This is a genomic window from Burkholderia sp. MSMB1589WGS, assembly GCF_001636105.1.
GTDB lineage: Bacteria > Pseudomonadota > Gammaproteobacteria > Burkholderiales > Burkholderiaceae > Burkholderia > Burkholderia humptydooensis.
The window spans coordinates 95,836-112,902 of record NZ_LNJT01000001.1 but is presented as its reverse complement, the minus strand read 5'-3'; the positions used below and the strand labels follow the sequence as shown (position 1 = coordinate 112,902).

16 protein-coding genes are annotated in these 17,067 nt (G+C 67.4%); 15 read left to right on the top strand and 1 reads right to left on the bottom strand.

Translation table 11 applies throughout. The annotated features are described in order from the left end of the window. The first annotated feature begins 75 nt into the window (after nt 1–75). Nucleotides 76–1,479, top strand: a complete 1,404-nt coding sequence (rlmD, locus tag WT16_RS00520; RefSeq protein WP_063532497.1) for a 23S rRNA (uracil(1939)-C(5))-methyltransferase RlmD — start codon at nt 76–78, stop codon at nt 1,477–1,479. 81 nt (nt 1,480–1,560) lie between these two features. Here the strand turns inward: rlmD and WT16_RS00515 are convergent, their stop codons facing one another. Continuing rightward, nucleotides 1,561–2,259, bottom strand: a complete 699-nt coding sequence (locus WT16_RS00515; RefSeq protein WP_059934667.1) for a Bax inhibitor-1/YccA family protein — start codon at nt 2,257–2,259, stop codon at nt 1,561–1,563. Between the two features lie 248 nt (nt 2,260–2,507). On the opposite strand from WT16_RS00515, the gene ndk reads away from it, so the two are divergent. From ndk to WT16_RS00445, 14 genes are all read left to right on the top strand, one after another. Beyond that, on the top strand, nt 2,508–2,933 hold the full coding sequence (gene ndk, locus WT16_RS00510) for a nucleoside-diphosphate kinase (protein WP_006026968.1): 426 nt from the start codon (nt 2,508–2,510) through the stop codon (nt 2,931–2,933). A 43-nt stretch (nt 2,934–2,976) separates the two neighbouring features. Continuing rightward, complete coding sequence (gene rlmN / locus WT16_RS00505) at nt 2,977–4,113, top strand: 23S rRNA (adenine(2503)-C(2))-methyltransferase RlmN (protein ID WP_006026967.1); 1,137 nt, start codon at nt 2,977–2,979, stop codon at nt 4,111–4,113. 147 nt (nt 4,114–4,260) lie between these two features. Continuing rightward, nucleotides 4,261–5,340 carry a helix-turn-helix domain-containing protein gene (locus tag WT16_RS00500; RefSeq protein ID WP_063532496.1) on the top strand — a complete coding sequence of 360 codons (1,080 nt, stop codon included), beginning with the start codon at nt 4,261–4,263 and terminating at the stop codon, nt 5,338–5,340. A 93-nt stretch (nt 5,341–5,433) separates the two neighbouring features. Next, nucleotides 5,434–6,738 (top strand): flavodoxin-dependent (E)-4-hydroxy-3-methylbut-2-enyl-diphosphate synthase, encoded by a 1,305-nt coding sequence (gene ispG / locus WT16_RS00495; RefSeq protein WP_059934698.1) that lies wholly within the window; start codon nt 5,434–5,436, stop codon nt 6,736–6,738. A 19-nt stretch (nt 6,739–6,757) separates the two neighbouring features. Then, complete coding sequence (gene hisS, locus WT16_RS00490; RefSeq protein WP_006026964.1) at nt 6,758–8,098, top strand: histidine--tRNA ligase; 1,341 nt, start codon at nt 6,758–6,760, stop codon at nt 8,096–8,098. Nucleotides 8,099–8,150: 52 nt separating this feature from the next. Further along, nucleotides 8,151–8,780, top strand: coding sequence for a tetratricopeptide repeat protein (locus WT16_RS00485; RefSeq protein ID WP_006026963.1), 630 nt, complete (start codon nt 8,151–8,153; stop codon nt 8,778–8,780). Between the two features lie 44 nt (nt 8,781–8,824). Next, nucleotides 8,825–9,970, top strand: coding sequence for an outer membrane protein assembly factor BamB (gene bamB / locus WT16_RS00480; RefSeq protein ID WP_006026962.1), 1,146 nt, complete (start codon nt 8,825–8,827; stop codon nt 9,968–9,970). A 234-nt stretch (nt 9,971–10,204) separates the two neighbouring features. Then, a complete protein-coding gene (gene der, locus WT16_RS00475; RefSeq protein ID WP_009912127.1) occupies nt 10,205–11,542 on the top strand; it encodes a ribosome biogenesis GTPase Der in 1,338 nt (445 codons plus the stop codon). Nucleotides 11,543–11,676: 134 nt separating this feature from the next. Then, nucleotides 11,677–11,916, top strand: a complete 240-nt coding sequence (gene hfq, locus WT16_RS00470; protein ID WP_004192796.1) for an RNA chaperone Hfq — start codon at nt 11,677–11,679, stop codon at nt 11,914–11,916. 70 nt (nt 11,917–11,986) lie between these two features. Further along, nucleotides 11,987–13,150: a GTPase HflX gene (gene hflX / locus WT16_RS00465; RefSeq protein ID WP_170963104.1), complete on the top strand. Its 1,164-nt coding sequence runs from the start codon at nt 11,987–11,989 to the stop codon at nt 13,148–13,150. Nucleotides 13,151–13,231: 81 nt separating this feature from the next. After that, nucleotides 13,232–14,563: an FtsH protease activity modulator HflK gene (hflK, locus tag WT16_RS00460; RefSeq protein WP_063532495.1), complete on the top strand. Its 1,332-nt coding sequence runs from the start codon at nt 13,232–13,234 to the stop codon at nt 14,561–14,563. Between the two features lie 15 nt (nt 14,564–14,578). After that, nucleotides 14,579–15,478, top strand: a complete 900-nt coding sequence (locus WT16_RS00455; protein ID WP_063532494.1) for a protease modulator HflC — start codon at nt 14,579–14,581, stop codon at nt 15,476–15,478. A 24-nt stretch (nt 15,479–15,502) separates the two neighbouring features. After that, nucleotides 15,503–15,694 carry a DUF2065 domain-containing protein gene (locus WT16_RS00450; RefSeq protein WP_006026956.1) on the top strand — a complete coding sequence of 64 codons (192 nt, stop codon included), beginning with the start codon at nt 15,503–15,505 and terminating at the stop codon, nt 15,692–15,694. A gap of 120 nt (nt 15,695–15,814) precedes the next feature. Next, on the top strand, nt 15,815–16,963 hold the full coding sequence (locus WT16_RS00445) for an ATP phosphoribosyltransferase regulatory subunit (protein ID WP_015600991.1): 1,149 nt from the start codon (nt 15,815–15,817) through the stop codon (nt 16,961–16,963). The last annotated feature ends 104 nt before the right edge of the window (nt 16,964–17,067 follow it).

The following is a 17,067-nucleotide window of genomic DNA, read 5'->3' as shown; positions in this document are numbered from 1 at the left end:
GTCGAATCTCCGTTGCATGACGGCCGTTCGTCTACAATCTCGCCTTTCCCCACAATCGTTCGTCAGGAAAAGCTGGTGTCAGAAGCCGTCCCTCTCTCCACGCGCCGCGCGTCCCATGCGAGCGCCGCGCCCGATCGCGCCCCGGTTCTCGATATCGATTCGCTCGACATGGAAGCGCGCGGCGTCGGCCGCGTCGTCGACGAAAACGGCGAGCCCGGCAAGGTGATTTTCGTCGAGGGGGCGCTGCCCGGCGAGCGCGTCACCTATTCGAGCTTTCGCCGCAAGCCGACCTACGAGCAGGCGCAGGTCGTCGATATTCTGCGCCCGAGCGTGATGCGAACGCAGCCGAAATGCGCGTTTTTCGGCACCTGCGGCGGCTGCTCGATGCAGCATCTCGACATGCGCGCGCAGGTCGCGATCAAGCAGCGCGTGCTCGAAGACAATCTGTGGCATCTCGCGAAGCTGCGCGCCGAGGCGATGTTCGCGCCGATTCACGGCCCGTCGTGGGGCTACCGCTATCGTGCGCGCCTCACCGTGCGCCACGTCGCGAAGAAGGGCGGCGTGCTCGTCGGCTTCCACGAGAAGAAAAGCAGCTACGTCGCCGACATGACGAGCTGCGAAGTGCTGCCGCCGCACGTGTCGGCGATGCTCGTGCCGCTGCGCCGGCTCGTCGAGCAATTGTCGATCCGCGATCGCATGCCGCAGATCGAGCTCGCGGTCGGCTCGCAGGTGACGGCGCTCGTGCTGCGCGTGCTCGAGCCGATCGACGCGGCCGACGAGGCGCTCCTGCGCGAATTCGCGGACGCGCACCGCGTGCAGTTCTGGCTGCAGCCGAAAGGGCCGGATACGGCTGCGCCGTTCTATCCGCTCGACGTGCGGCTCGACTACACGCTGCCCGAATTCGGGATCCGGATGCCGTTCAAGCCGACCGATTTCACGCAGGTCAATCACCAGATCAACCGCGTGCTCGTCGGCCGGGCGCTGCGCCTGCTCGCGCCCGAGCGCGGCGACCGCGTGCTCGACCTGTTCTGCGGAATCGGCAATTTCACGCTGCCGCTCGCCCGGCTCGCGCGCGAGGGCGAGGTGGTCGGGATCGAGGGCAGCGAGACGCTGACGTCGCGCGCGCTCGCGAACGCGAAGGAAAACGGCGTCGACGGTCATACGTCGTTCGCGTGCCGCAACCTGTTCGAGGTGACGGCGGACGATCTGCGCGCGCTCGGCGCATTCGACAAGTTCCTGATCGATCCGCCGCGCGAAGGCGCGCTCGCGGTGTCGAAGGCGCTCGCCGAGATCGCGCAGAGCGGTGAAGGGCCGCTGCCCGCGCGGATCGTCTACGTGTCGTGCAATCCGTCGACGCTCGCGCGAGACGCGGGTCTCCTCGTGCACGAGGCGGGTTATCGGCTCAAGGGCGCGGGTGTCGTCAACATGTTCCCGCACACGTCGCACGTCGAATCGATCGCGCTCTTCGAGCGCGGCTGACGTGGAATGCGGGCGGCGCGCGCATGAAAAAACCGGCCCGAGGCCGGTTTTTCGTGACGCGCGGCGACGTGTCGCCGAGCTTCAGTTCCGGTTGCCGCCGAAGATGCCGAGCAGCGCGAGCAGGTTCGTGAACACGTTGTACAGATCGAGGTAGATCGCGAGCGTCGCGCTGATGTAGTTGGTCTCGCCGCCGTTCACGACGCGCTGGACATCGAACAGCATGTACGCCGAGAAGATTACGATTGCGAGCACCGACACGGTCAGCATCAGCGCCGGCAACTGCAGGAACATGTTCGCGACCATCGCGAGCAGCAGCACGATCACGCCGACGAAGAGCCATTTGCCGAGGCCGGAGAAGTCGCGCTTGCTGACGGTTGCGACCGTCGCCATCGCGGCGAAGATCACGCCGGTGCCGCCGAACGCGAGCATGATGAGCGAAGGGCCGTTCGAGAAACCGAGGATGAAGCTCAACAGGCGCGACAGCATCAGGCCCATGAAGAACGTGAAGCCGAGCAGCACGAACACGCCGGCCGAGCTGTTCTTCGTGCGCTCGATCGCGAACATGAAGCCGAACGCGATCGCGAAGAACGCGAGGAGGCTCATTATCGGGCTCGTCGCGGCGAACCGCGAGAAACCCGTCGCGACGCCGGCCCACGCGCCGAGCACGGTCGGCACCATCGACAGCGCGAGGAGCCAGTAGGTGTTGCGCAGCACGCGGTTGCGGGTCTCGGCGGTGCTGATCGCGCCGCCGCGGCCGAAGTTGTACGGATAATCGTTCATGGTTTCTCCTAGCATGGAACGTGGCGGCGCCGCCGGCGGGCGACGCGCTTGTTGCGCCGCAAAATACCGTGAAGCCGCTACCCCTATGATGGGTTTCGACGGCGGAGGTTTCAACGCCTTGGCGCCTGCGAAACACGAAGTATTAGAACCTTTCTGCCGTGTAAGGGTTCAATCGCAATGATACACGGGATCGTGTTACAATAACGGGTTCATTTGGAACTGTAACCTCTTAATTTCTTGGAGTTTTTATGGCACTCGAGCGCACCCTGTCGATCATCAAGCCGGATGCGGTGGCGAAGAACGTGATCGGCCAGATCTACAGCCGTTTCGAAAACGCCGGCCTGAAGATCGTGGCGGCGCGCATGGCGCACCTGTCGCGCGCCGATGCGGAGAAGTTCTACGCCGTGCACGCCGAGCGTCCGTTCTTCAAGGATCTCGTCGATTTCATGATCTCGGGCCCGGTGATGATCCAGGTGCTGGAAGGCGAGGACGCGATCCTGAAGAACCGCGACCTGATGGGCGCGACGGATCCGAAGAAGGCGGAAAAGGGCACGATCCGCGCCGATTTCGCGGACAGCATCGACGCGAACGCCGTGCACGGCTCGGACGCGCCGGAAACGGCGCGCGTCGAGATCGCGTTCTTCTTCCCGGAAATGAACGTCTACTCGCGCTAAGCGGGTCGGGGTCCGGCGCGTTCGGCGGCAAGGCAGGGCAATCATGGCGGGCGAAACCATCGTCAATCTACTCGACCTCGACGCCGAGGGGCTCGTCGCGTATTGCGGCAGCCTCGGCGAGAAGGCGTTTCGCGCTAAGCAACTGCAGCGCTGGATCCACCAATACAACGCGGCCGATTTCGACGGGATGACCGATCTCGCGAAATCGCTGCGCGAGAAGTTGAAGGGGCGCGCCGTGATCGGCACGCCCGACATCCTGAGCGATCACGTGTCGGCCGACGGCACGCGCAAGTGGCTCATCAACGTCGGCAACGGCAATGCGGTCGAGACGGTGTTCATCCCCGAGGAGACGCGCGGCACGCTGTGCGTGTCGTCGCAGGCGGGGTGTGCGGTCAATTGCCGCTTCTGCTCGACCGGCAAGCAGGGTTTTTCCCGCAATCTGTCGACGGGCGAGATCGTCGGGCAGTTGCGGATGGCGGAATTCGCGCTGCGCGCGTCGCTCGGCCGCGCGCCCGGCCCGAACGGAAAGGCCGAGCGGGTGGTCACGAACGTCGTGATGATGGGCATGGGCGAGCCGCTTCTCAATTATTCGGCGGTCGTGCCCGCGATGCGCCTCATGCTCGACGATAACGCGTACGGCCTGTCGCGCCGGCGCGTGACGCTGTCGACGTCGGGCGTCGTGCCGATGATGGACCGGCTCGGCGCGGAGCTGCCCGTCGCGCTCGCGGTGTCGCTGCACGCGCCGAACGACGCGCTGCGCGACGAGCTCGTGCCGCTCAACAGGAAGCATCCGCTGCGCGAACTGATGGCCGCGTGCCAGCGCTATCTGAAGGTCGCGCCGCGCGATTTCATCACGTTCGAATACTGCATGCTCGACGGCGTCAACGATACGCAAGCGCATGCGCGCGAGTTGCTCGCGCTGACGCGCGACGTGCCGTGCAAATTCAATCTGATTCCATTCAATCCGTTCCCGGAATCGGGGCTCGTGCGCTCGAAGACAGAGCAGATCAAGCGCTTCGCGCAGGTTCTGATCGACGCCGGTATCGTGACGACGATCCGCAAGACGCGCGGCGACGACATCGACGCCGCCTGCGGGCAACTGGCGGGCGCGGTCAGGGATCGCACGCGCCTTGCCGAGCGGACGGGGACGACGAAGGTTATCGAGGTCCGGGCGGTTTGATGGGGATGTCCGGGCCGGTAGTGAAATGCGCGTAAAGCGATCGGGGGCGGCGCGCGGCGCCGCGCAGTGTGTGACAACGGTGGTGTTGCGGGCCCGGCCGGAGCTGGCGCGGGCGTGCAGGCAAGAAGAATCGACGCGAGGATGAGGATGAGCGAACCGCAGCCGTCAAAGGGCCCAGAGACGAACGCAGGCGAGAAACCGGCGGCGGCCGGCGGCATTGCGTCGGTCGCGGCGGTGGGCGCACGGCTCGCGGCCTTGCGTGAGTCGAAGGGATGGTCGGTTGACGACGTGTCCGCGCGGCTGAAGGTCGCGGCGCCGAAGCTGCAGGCGCTCGAGGCGGGCGATACGAGCCGGTTGCCGGGCACGACGTTTGCGCTCGGCCTCGTGCGCAGCTACGCGAAGATGCTCGGCGTCGATCCGGAGCCGTTCGCGCAGGCGCTGCGCCGTGAGAAGGGCGCGCCCGAGGTCGATCTGTCGATGCCCGCTTCGGCCGGCACCGATCTGCCGCGCGGCCGGGTGTCGATCCCGCTCGGCGGCTCGTCGCGCGGCCGGCCGTGGCTGTGGGCGGTTGCGGCGGTCGTCGTCGCGCTCGTCGCGGCGGCGATGTGGCGCACGGGCGGCGAATCGTCGAACTGGCTCGCGCGCTTCAAGTCGAGCGGCGCGGGCGAGGCCGCGTCGGGCACGCACGCGCAGCAGGAAGGCACCGCGTCCGATCTGCCGGCGAGTGCGGCGGTGTCGGGCACGGTGACGCAGGCGGGCGCGATCGCGGCGCCCGCGACGCAGCCGATCGGCGGCGCATCGGCGAGCGTGCCGGCCGCGGGCTCGGCGCCCGTCGTCGCGAGCGCGGTGGTCGTGCCGCCCGCTTCGACGCCGGTTGCCGTCGCGCAACCGGCGCAACCCGCGCAGCCGGCGCAAGTGACGCAGCAGCCGGCCGCGCCGGCGGCCGACGGCGCGAGCGCAGCCGTCGCAGTCGCGCCCGGCCAGTCGGTCGTCGCGCTGAAGGTCGCGCAGGACTGCTGGTTCAGCGTGCGCGACAAGAACGGCAAGGAGCTGTTCTCGGCGCTCGTGCGCGCCGGCGAGACGAAGCAGGTCGCGGGCGCCGCGCCGCTCAAGGTCACGATCGGCAACAAGGCCGGGCTCGAATCGGTCGCTTTCGACGGCAAGCCTGTCGATCCGGCAAAATACTCGACGGCTCGGGGCAACGTCGCGCGTTTCGCATTGCCCTGACGGCAAGCGCCCCGCGGCCGGCCCGGTCGCGGCGCTTTTCCCTTTTGCGCGCAGCCGGGCAGGCGGCGCGCTTGGCGTAAATTGGATCTATCGATGCAATCCGAAGCTCAATCCCCACGCAGCAGTCAGATTTGTTCAACCGAGCCGGTATTCGGCGGGCATGCGCCGCGGCGCGTGTCGCATGCGGTCGACGTCCGCTGGGGCGGCACGCTCGTGACGATCGGCGGCGCGGCGCCCGTGCGCGTGCAGTCGATGACGAACACCGACACGGCCGACGCGATCGGCACCGCGATCCAGGTGAAGGAGCTCGCGAACGCGGGCTCCGAGCTCGTGCGCATCACCGTGAACACGCCGGAGGCCGCCGCCGCCGTGCCGGCGATCCGCGAGCAGCTCGACCGGATGGGCGTGTCGGTGCCGCTCGTCGGCGATTTCCACTACAACGGCCACCTGCTGCTGCGTGATTATCCGGGCTGCGCGGAGGCGCTGTCGAAGTACCGGATCAACCCGGGCAACGTCGGCCAGGGCGCGAAGCGCGATTCGCAGTTCGCGCAGATGATCGAAGCCGCGATCAAGTACGACAAGCCGGTGCGAATCGGCGTGAACTGGGGCAGTCTCGATCAGGATCTGCTCGCGCGGATGATGGACGAGAACGGCGCGCGCGCGAAGCCGTGGGAAGCGCAGAGCGTGATGGTCGAGGCGCTGATCCAGTCGGCGATCGGCTCCGCCGAGCGCGCGGTCGAGCTGGGCCTCGGCCGCGACAAGATCGTGCTGTCGTGCAAGGTGAGCGGCGTGCAGGACCTGATCGCCGTGTACCGCGAGCTGTCGCGCCGCTGCGGCTTCGCGCTGCACCTCGGCCTGACCGAGGCGGGCATGGGCTCGAAGGGCATCGTCGCGTCGACGGCCGCGATCGGCGTGCTGCTGCAGGAAGGCATCGGCGACACGATCCGCATTTCGCTCACGCCGGAGCCGGGCGCGGCGCGCACGGGCGAAGTGGTGGTCGGCCAGGAAATCCTGCAGACGATGGGGCTGCGCTCGTTCGCGCCGATGGTCGTCGCGTGTCCGGGCTGCGGGCGCACGACGAGCACGCTGTTCCAGGAGCTCGCGCTGCAGATCCAGACATACCTGCGCGAGCAGATGCCGGTGTGGCGCGACGAATATCCGGGCGTCGAGAAGATGAACGTCGCGGTGATGGGCTGCATCGTCAACGGCCCGGGCGAGTCGAAGCACGCGAACATCGGCATCAGCCTGCCGGGCTCGGGCGAGAATCCGGCCGCGCCCGTGTTCGTCGATGGCGAGAAAGTGAAGACGCTGCGCGGCGAGCGCATCGCGGAAGAGTTCCAGCAGATCGTGAGCGACTACGTCGCGCGCACCTACGGCCGCGCCGCGGTCCAGAATTAATTCGTCCACCGTATTTCAGATGACAGAACAAAAGCGAAAGCTCGAGAAGCTGACGGGCGTGAAGGGCATGAACGACATCCTCCCGCAGGATGCCGGCTTGTGGGAATTCTTCGAAGCGACGGTGAAGTCGCTGCTGCGCGCGTACGGCTATCAGAACATCCGAACGCCGATCGTCGAGCACACGCAGCTCTTCACGCGCGGCATCGGCGAAGTGACCGACATCGTCGAAAAGGAGATGTACAGCTTCGTCGACTCGCTCAACGGCGAGCACCTGACGCTGCGTCCCGAGAACACTGCGGCCGTCGTGCGCGCGGCGATCGAGCACAACATGCTGTACGACGGTCCGAAGCGGCTGTGGTACCTCGGGCCGATGTTCCGCCACGAGCGTCCGCAGCGCGGCCGCTATCGCCAGTTCCATCAGGTCGGCGTCGAGGCGCTCGGCTTCGCGGGCCCGGACGCGGACGCGGAAATCATCATGATGTGCCAGCGCCTGTGGGACGATCTCGGCCTCGCCGGCATCAAGCTCGAGATCAACTCGCTCGGCCTCGCCGAGGAGCGCGCCGCGCACCGCGTCGAGCTGATCAAGTATCTCGAACAGCATGCCGAGTCGCTCGACGACGACGCGCAGCGCCGCCTCTACACGAACCCGCTGCGCGTGCTCGACACGAAGAATCCGGCGCTGCAGGAGATCGTGCAGAACGCGCCGAAGCTGATCGATTTCCTCGGCGACGCGTCGCGCGCGCACTTCGAGGGCCTGCAACGGCTGCTGAAGGCGAACAACCTGCCGTTCACGATCAATCCGCGCCTCGTGCGCGGGCTCGACTACTACAACCTGACCGTGTTCGAGTGGGTGACCGACAAGCTCGGCGCGCAGGGCACGGTCGCCGCGGGCGGCCGCTACGATCCGCTGATCGAGCAACTGGGCGGCAAGCCGACCGCCGCGTGCGGCTGGGCGATGGGCGTCGAGCGTATCCTCGAGCTCCTGAAGGAAGAGAACCTCATGCCGGAGCAGGAAGGCGTCGACGTGTACGTCGTCCACCAGGGCGACGCCGCGCGCGAGCAGGCGTTCATCGCCGCCGAGCGCCTGCGCGACACGGGCCTCGACGTGATCTTGCATTGCAGCGCGGACGGCGCGGGCGCGAGCTTCAAGTCGCAGATGAAGCGCGCGGACGCGAGCGGCGCGGCGTTCGCGGTGATCTTCGGCGAAGACGAGGTCGCGAACGGCGCGGCGAGCGTGAAGCCGCTGCGCGGCGCGGGCGCAGACGGCGAGAAGAACGTTCAGCAGTCCGTGCCGGTCGAAAGCTTGACCGAATTTCTAATCAATGCGATGGTTGCAACCGCCGAAGACGGCGACGACTGATCGCGGCGCATCCGCTCGACAAAAAGCGTGTACAGGAAGGAATCGCTAGGCGATGAGTTATCACGACGAACAAGAATCGATTGAAAACCTGAAGGCGTGGTGGGCCCGGTGGGGCGATCTGACGACCTGGATCGCGATCGCCGTTCTTGCCGCCGCGGCCGCCTGGAACGGCTGGAACTACTGGCAGCGCCGTCAGGCGTCTCAGGCGGCCGTGCTCTATGAGCAGGTGCAGCAGGCCGTCCAGTCGAACGACAAGGCGAAGGTCTCGCGCGTCGCGTCCGACATGGAAGACAAGTTCGGCGGCACCGCCTATGCGCAGATGACGGCGCTCGAGGCGGCGAAGGCGCTGTACGGCGCGGGCGATGCGGCAGGCGCGAAGGCGCAACTGCAGTGGGCCGCCGATCACGCGAAGGACGACGAGTACAAGCAGATCGCGAAGCTTCGCCTCGCGTCGCTGCTGCTCGACGAGAAGGCGTACGATGCGGGCCTCGCGCTGCTGTCGGGCACGCCTTCGGACGCGTTCAAGGGCGCCGTCGCCGATCGCCGCGGCGATCTGCTCGCCGCGCAAGGCAAGAGCGACGATGCGAAGGCGGCGTACAAGCTCGCGCTCGACGCGCTGCCGAAGGACGACGCATCCGCTCGTCAACTCGTGCAGTTCAAGCTGGACGCGCTCGGCGGCTGAGCGCCCACGCTTTCGTTTTACAACTTAACTTTGCTTCGCTATCGATGAATCTGCTGAAACGTTACGCTGCACCCGTTGCCTGCGCGGCGGCCGTCCTGGTTCTCGCGGCCTGTTCGTCAACGAAGGACGCGCGCCGCGTGCCGACGCCGCTCACCGAGTTCAAACCCGTGCTCGACGTGCAGCAGGTGTGGAAGGCGAGCGTCGGCAAGGGCGGTCGCTATTCGTTCTCGCCTGTCGCGGTGGGCGATGCGGTGTATGTCGCCGGCGCGAACGGTTCGGTCGAGAAGATCGACGCGAAGACGGGCCAGGAAGTCTGGCGCGCGAAGATCGGCTCCGACCTGTCGGCGGGCGTCGGCAGCGACGGCAACCTGACCGCGGTCGGCGCGCTGAAGGGCGGCGTGTTCGTGCTCGGCCCGGACGGCAAGCAGTTGTGGAAGAGCACCGTGCAGGGCGAGATCTTCTCGCCGCCGCTCGTCGGCAACGGTCTCGTGATCGTGCGCACGATCGACGGCCAGGTGATCGCATTCGCCGCGCAGACGGGCGAGCAGAAGTGGACTTACCGCAACCGCGCGGTGCCGCTCAACCTGCGCGTGTCGGCCGGCATGACGTTCGCGGGCGACGCCGCGGTGCTCGCGGGCTTCCCGGGCGGCGGCCTCGTCGCGTTGAACCTGCAGACGGGCGAGCCGTTCTGGCAGACGCCCGTGTCGTTCCCGAAGGGCGTGACCGAAGTCGAGCGGATCAATGACGTGACGGGCGCGCCGACGCTTGTCGGCGCCGAGACGTGCGCGGTGACGTTCCAGGGCCAGCTCGGCTGCTTCGATGCGAACTCGGGCCGCCCGCTGTGGGAAAAGGCGTTTTCGAGCCGCAGCGGCGTCGCGCAGGACGATACGGCCGTCGCGGGCGGCGACGACTGGTCGGTCGTGTCGGCTTACGACGTCGCGACGGGCAAGGAGCTCTGGCGCAACGACAAGCTGAAGAGCCGCGACGTCGGCGTGCCGTACCTGCTCGGCCGCGCGGTCGTGCTCGGCGATTACAAGGGCTTCGTGCACTTCCTGTCGCGCGACGACGGCACGTTCGTCGCCCGGATGAAGACGGACGGCAGCGCGATCGCCGCGGCGCCCGTGCTCGCCGGCAACACGCTCGTCGTCCTGACGCAGGACGGCGGCGTATACGGTTTCCGTCCGCGCTAAGCGCGCGACGTTTTTCGCGCGGCCGTGCGCTTCGCCGGCCGCGCGCGGCCCGGCGGCGCGGCATCGCGCGATCGGCGGGCAGCCGGGAGCGAATCGAAAAAAATGAGCGGCGCGACACGTATGCCGCCGCCTGCGCGCCGACGCGGCGCGAATTCGTGCTAATTTCCATCAAGCGCAGCCGCCTGCGGCATGCGGGCTCACCGCCGCTGCGTTTCACGTAGACGACATCATCAGATGAAACCGGTCATTGCCCTCGTTGGGCGCCCCAATGTGGGGAAATCCACGCTGTTCAACCGGCTCACGCGCTCGCGCGATGCGCTGGTCGCCGATCTGCCCGGCTTGACGCGCGATCGCCATTACGGCGAGGGGCGGGTCGGCGCGCGGCCGTACCTCGTCGTCGACACGGGCGGCTTCGAGCCCGTCGCGAAGGACGGCATCCTGCACGAGATGGCGCGGCAGACGCGTCAGGCGGTCGAGGAGGCGGACGTCGTCGTGTTCATCGTCGACGGACGCAACGGCCTCGCGCCGCAGGACAAGTCGATCGCCGATTACCTGCGCAAGACAGGCCGGCCGATCTTCCTCGTCGTCAACAAGGCCGAGGGGATGAAATACACGGCGGTCGCGTCGGATTTCTACGAGCTCGGCCTGGGCGATCCGCGCGCGATCTCGGCCGCGCATGGCGACGGCGTGACCGACATGATCAACGAGGCGCTCGAAGTCGCGTACGCGGGCCAGCCGGAAGAGAGCGAAGAGGACGCCGCCGCGCGCGGCACCAAGATCGCGATCGTCGGCCGGCCGAACGTCGGCAAATCGACGCTCGTCAACACGCTGATCGGCGAAGACCGCGTGATCGCATTCGACATGCCGGGCACGACGCGCGATTCGATCTACGTCGATTTCGAGCGCAACGGCAAGCAGTACACGCTGATCGACACGGCGGGCCTGCGCCGCCGCGGCAAGGTGTTCGAGGCGATCGAGAAGTTCTCGGTCGTGAAGACGCTGCAGTCGATCTCCGACGCGAACGTCGTCATTCTGCTGCTCGATGCGCAGCAGGACATCTCCGACCAGGACGCGCACATCGCGGGCTTCGTCGTCGAGCAGGGGCGCGCGCTCGTCGTCGGCGTGAACAAGTGGGACGGGCTCGACCCGCACGTGCGCGAGCGCACGAAGGCGGATCTCGCGCGCAAGCTGAAATTCCTCGATTTCGCGAAGTTCCATTTCATCTCGGCGGCGGAGAAGACGGGCATCGGCGCGCTGATGCGCTCGGTCGACGACGCGTATGCGGCCGCGATGAAGAAACTGCCGACGCCGAAGCTCACGCGCGCGCTGATCGAGGCGGTCGAGTTCCAGCAGCCGCGCCGCCGCGGCCCGGTGCGGCCGAAGCTGCGCTATGCGCACCAGGGCGGACAGAACCCGCCCATCATCGTGATCCACGGCAACGCGCTCGACGCCGTGACGGAAACGTACAAGCGCTATCTCGAGAATCGTTTCCGAGAAACTTTCTCGCTGACGGGCACTCCATTGCGCATAGAGTTCCGCTCGTCGACGAACCCGTACGCCGACAAGGACTGAGCGGCGCGCGCCGCGTCGGCCGGTCGGCAGAGCCGGGCGGGGCGGACAAAATCGGCTATAGTGTAGCGATTGGCGGCGGCTCTCTTTTTCTTCGCCCCAATCTAGTTCAACCTGCAAAAAAGATGGAGTACGCCATGAGCAACAAAGGGCAATTGTTACAAGACCCGTTTTTGAACGCACTGCGTAAAGAGCACGTGCCGGTTTCGATCTATCTCGTCAACGGCATCAAGCTCCAAGGGAACATTGAATCGTTCGACCAGTACGTCGTGTTGCTCCGGAACACAGTTACCCAGATGGTTTACAAGCACGCCATTTCGACGGTCGTGCCGGCGCGTCCGGTGAACTTCCACCCGGATGCGGAAGCAGCGTCCTAACCCATGCCGCGGCTGGCTTGCGTCGCCGCCGGCAGCCGATGCCAGCCGCCTTATCTTGACGTCCGATAATTTGATCAACGCAGCGTTAGTGGGCATCGATTTCGGCAAGACCGATTTCGAAGCCAGTCTCGAAGAACTCAGCCTGCTCGCCTCCAGCGCGGGCGCCCATCCCGCCGTCACGCTGACGGGCCGCCGCGCGAGTCCCGACGCCGCGATGTTCGTCGGCAGCGGCAAAGCCGAGGAACTGCGGCTTGCCTGCGAAGCGAACGACGTAGAAATCGTCATCTTCAATCACGCGCTCGCACCCGCCCAGCAACGCAATCTGGAGCGAATGCTTAATCGGCGCGTCGTCGACCGCACGAGCCTCATTCTCGACATCTTCGCGCAACGCGCGCGCAGCCACGAAGGCAAGTTGCAGGTCGAGCTCGCGCAACTGCAGTATCTCGCGACCCGGCTGATTCGGGCCTGGACCCACCTTGAGCGGCAAAAGGGTGGCATCGGCCTGCGCGGCCCCGGCGAAACGCAGCTCGAAACCGACCGCCGGCTGATCGGCGAGCGCATCAAGATGCTGAAGTCGCGGCTCGACAGGCTGCGCCGCCAGCATCACACGCAGCGCCGGCAGCGCGCGCGCAGCGGCGCGATGTCGGTGTCGCTCGTCGGCTATACGAACGCGGGCAAATCGACGCTCTTCAATGCGCTGACGAAAGCGCAGGCCTATGCGGCCGACCAGTTGTTCGCGACGCTCGACACGACGTCGCGGCGCGTGTATCTCGGCGACGAGGTCGGGCAGATCGTCGTGTCCGATACCGTCGGCTTCATTCGCGAACTGCCGCACCAACTCGTCGCGGCGTTTCGCGCGACGCTCGAGGAGACGATCCACGCGGATCTGCTGTTGCACGTCGTCGACGCGTCGAGCGCGGTGCGGCTCGAGCAGATCGAGCAGGTCAACGACGTGCTGCGCGAAATCGGGGCGGACTCGATCCGCCAGGTTCTCGTGTTCAACAAGATCGATGCGGTGCCCGAGCTCGCGGCCCGCGGCGGCGCGGTCGAGCGGGACGAGTATGGTAATATTTCGCGCGTCTTTTTGAGCGCGCGCACGGGCCAGGGGCTGGATTCGCTGCGTGCCGCCATCGCCGAGATCGCTACCGCGGAACATCTTGTCGGCGCCGTGCCGCTCGGCGGCGCGCCGGCGCAACCACACGAAGACCACCCGGTTTCCGAACACGGGCGCTGACGGCTGCGGCCGATCGAATTGCTCCAATCTGGTGAACAAATACAGGTGAACGATTACAACGAGCGGAGTACTTGGCGGCGAATGCGCGCCTTGCTGTCGATCAACGATCCCCGCTGGGGACGCGGCGGCAACGGCGACAAGCCGCGCGCGAACGAATCGAAACGCCCGAACGGGCGCGACGACGGCCCCCCGGATCTCGACGAAATGTGGCGGAACTTCAACCGTCGCCTGAGCGGCTGGTTCGGCGGCAAGGGCGGTGGCAACAACGGCTTTCGTCCCGACAACGGGCGCGCCGCGCGCGTCGGCGTCGGCATTGTCACGGGCGTGCTGATCGCGATCTATCTCGGCAGCGGCATCTTCATCGTTCAGGATGGCCAGACGGGCGTCGTGCTGCGCTTCGGCGAATACAAAGGCTCGGTCGGCGACGGCGTTCACTGGCGCCTGCCGTATCCGTTCGAATCGCACGAGATCGTCGACACCGCGCAGGTGCGCTCGATCGAGATCGGTCGCAACAACGTCGTGCGGCTCGCGAACGTGAAGGACGCGTCGATGCTCACGCGCGATGCCGACATCGTCGACGTGCGTTTCGCCGTTCAATATCGGGTCGGGTCCCCGACCGATTACCTGTTTCGCGCCGTCGACCCCGAGCGCAGCGTGTCGCAGGCCGCACAGGCGGCGGTGCGCGAGATTGTCGGCGCGAAGCGCGCGGAAGACGTGCTCGCGCAGGATCGCGACGCGCTGCGCGATGCGCTCGCGAAGGCGATCCAGCGCGACCTCGACCGCTATCGCACGGGCCTCGTCGTGACCGGCGTGACCGTGCAGAGCGTGGCGCCTCCCGAGCAGGTGCAGGCGGCCGTCGACGACATCGCGAAGGCGCGCCAGGACAGCGAGGCCGCGAAGAACGCCGCGCAGGCGTATGCGAGCGAATTGCTGCCGCGCGCGCAGGGCGACGCGGCGAAGATGGTCGACGACGCGAAGTCGTACGCCGAGCGCGTCGCCGCGCAGGCCGAGGGCGACGCGGAGCGCTTCAAGCAGGTCTACGCGCAGTACTCGAAGGCGCCCGCGGTGATTCGCGAGCGGATGTACCTCGAGACGATGCAGGAGATCTATTCGAACACGACGAAGGTGTACGTCGGCAACAAGGCGGGCAACAGCGTGCTGTATCTGCCGCTCGACAAGATCGTCGAGGCGGGGCGCCAGCGCGCGGCCGAGGCGGCGAGCGCCGCCGCCGCGATGCCTGCGAGCGGCGCGCAAGCGCCCACGCCCGCGTTTTCCGCGCCGGCATCGGCCGCGGCTGCCGCGAGCGCGCCGCGCGCGTCGGCGCCCGCCGCGGCGAGCCCGGCGTCCGGCAGCGATTCGCTGCGCTCGCGCGAGGCGTTCCGCAGCCGTTCGCGCACCGACGATCTGCAGTAACGAGGAGCGCTTTACATGAACCGAATCATCGCGCTCGTCGTAGCGATCGTCATCGTCGCGCTGGTGGCTTCGTCGACGGTGCTCATCGTCGATCCGCGCCATACGGCCGTGCTGTCGTCGCGCGACGGCGACACGCCGGCGCTCGCCGGCCCCGGCCTGCATTTCAAGCTGCCGCAGCCGTTGCAGACGGCGACGCTCGTCGACGTCCGCGTGCAGACGCTCGACTCGGCCGATCCGCTGAGCCTCGCGACGAAGGACAAGAGCGACGTGCTCGTGAGCCCCGTCGTCAAATACCGGATCGCCGACGTGCTCAAGTACTACAGGGAGACGGGCGGCGTGCCGCGCGGCGAGGTCGATCGCCTGACGGCGGCGGCCAGGGGCGCGCTCGGCGCCGCGTTCGCGAAGCGCGATCTCGACGACGCGCTCGGCAGCCAGCGTGCGATCGCCGACGATGCGAAGCGCGCGCTGCAGGCCGACGCGGCGCCGCTTGGCATCGACGTCGTCGACGTGCAACTGACGCGCGTCGACCTGCCCGCCGCGCAGGCGGACGGCGCGTATCAGCGGATGACGGCCGAGCTGCAGCGCGAGGCCGAGCGCGAGCGCGCGGAAGGTGCGGCGCAGGCGGAAGAGATCAAGGCGGACGCGGCCCGGCAGCAGCAGACGATTCTCGCGGAAGGCTACAAATCCGCGCAGTCGATCAAGGGCGAGGGCGACGCGAAGGCCGCGTCGATCGCCGCCGACGCGTTCGGCCGCGATCCGCAGTTCTACCAGTTCTACGCGAGCCTGCAGGCGTATCGGAACAGCTTCAAGCCGAACGACGTGATCGTCGTCGATCCGGACAGCGAGTTCTTCCGCTTCATGCGCAGCCCGACGGCCGGCGCCGCGGCGCCGGCTGCCGCGCCCCGCAACCGTTGATGTGCAAGGGGCGTCGTCGTCTGCATGGATCTCGCTGGCTCGTTACTGCTCGCTCTCGCGCTGATGCTCATCATCGAGGGCGCTTTTCCGTTCGTGTTTCCGAGCGCGTGGCGCGACACGTTCCGTAGAATAGCGGAGCGGCCCCCGCACCATATCCGGATCGGCGGGTTCATCGTGATGGCGCTCGGGCTCGCGCTGCTTCTGCTCGTCACCTGATCCGGCCGCTTGCGCCCGTTCGGCGCCGCCCGGCCATCCGCCGAGGCGCCGGGCGCCGACCCGATTCCAATCCGAGGCGCGCGACGCGCGCGCCGTGTTTCCTGTCGTAGGACCGCCACGATGTCGACCTGGTTACTTCCCGAGAATATTGCCGACGTGCTGCCGTCGGAGGCGCGCAAGATCGAGGAGCTGCGTCGCAGGCTGCTCGACCGCTTTCGTTCGTACGGCTACGAGATGGTCATGCCGCCGCTCCTCGAGTATCTGGAGTCGCTGCTGACGAGCGGCGGCAACGAGCTGCGCCTGCGCACGTTCAAGCTCGTCGATCAGGTGTCGGGCCGCACGCTCGGCTTGCGCGCCGACATGACGCCGCAGGTCGCGCGGATCGACGCGCACCTGCTGAACCGCCAGGGCGTGACGCGCCTCTGCTATGCGGGCCCCGTGCTGCACACGCGTCCGCGCGGGCTGCACGCGAGCCGCGAGCAGTTGCAGATCGGCGCGGAAATCTATGGGCATGCGGGCCTTGAGGCCGATCAGGAGATCCAGCAACTGATGCTCGATGCGCTGCACCTGACCGGCCTGAAGAAAATCCGGCTCGACCTCTGTCACGCGGGCGTGCTGGCCGCGCTCTTCGCGCGCGACGCGGTTGCGGCCGAGCGCGGCGAGGCGCTCTACGACGCGCTCGCCGGCAAGGACGTGCCGCGCCTCACCGAGCTGACCGACGACCTCGGCGCCGATACGCGCGCCGCGCTGCGTGCGCTGCCGCGCCTGTACGGCGATGCGTCGGTGCTCGACGAGGCGCGCCGCCAGTTGCCGGCGCTGCCGGAGATCGCCCGCGCGCTCGACGATCTCGCGCATCTCGTCGCGCAGGTGAAGGATGCCGAGGTCGCGATCGATCTCGCCGATCTGCGCGGCTACGCGTATCACAGCGGCGCGATGTTCGCCGCGTACGTTGACGGCGTGCCGAACGCGGTCGCGCACGGCGGCCGCTACGACCACGTCGGCCAGGCTTACGGCCGCGCGCGTCCGGCGACGGGCTTTTCGCTCGACCTGCGCGAAATCGCGCGGATCTCGCCGGTCGAGGCGCGCGGCGCCGCGATTCTCGCGCCGTGGAAGCAGGACGACGCGCTGCGCGCGGCGGTGGGCGCGCTGCGCGACGCGGGCGAGGTGGTGATACAGGCGCTGCCGGGGCACGATCACGTGCTCGACGAATTCGCATGCGATCGCGCGCTCGTCGAGCGCGACGGCGCGTGGGTGGTCGAGCCCCGCTGAACGTGTTGCGCCACCGGGCTTCCGATGCGCGTCCGGCGTGCAATGTCGTTGAAGCGAAACGGAAAAATTCGGAGCCGGCGGCGAACCTAGGTAGAATACGTTTT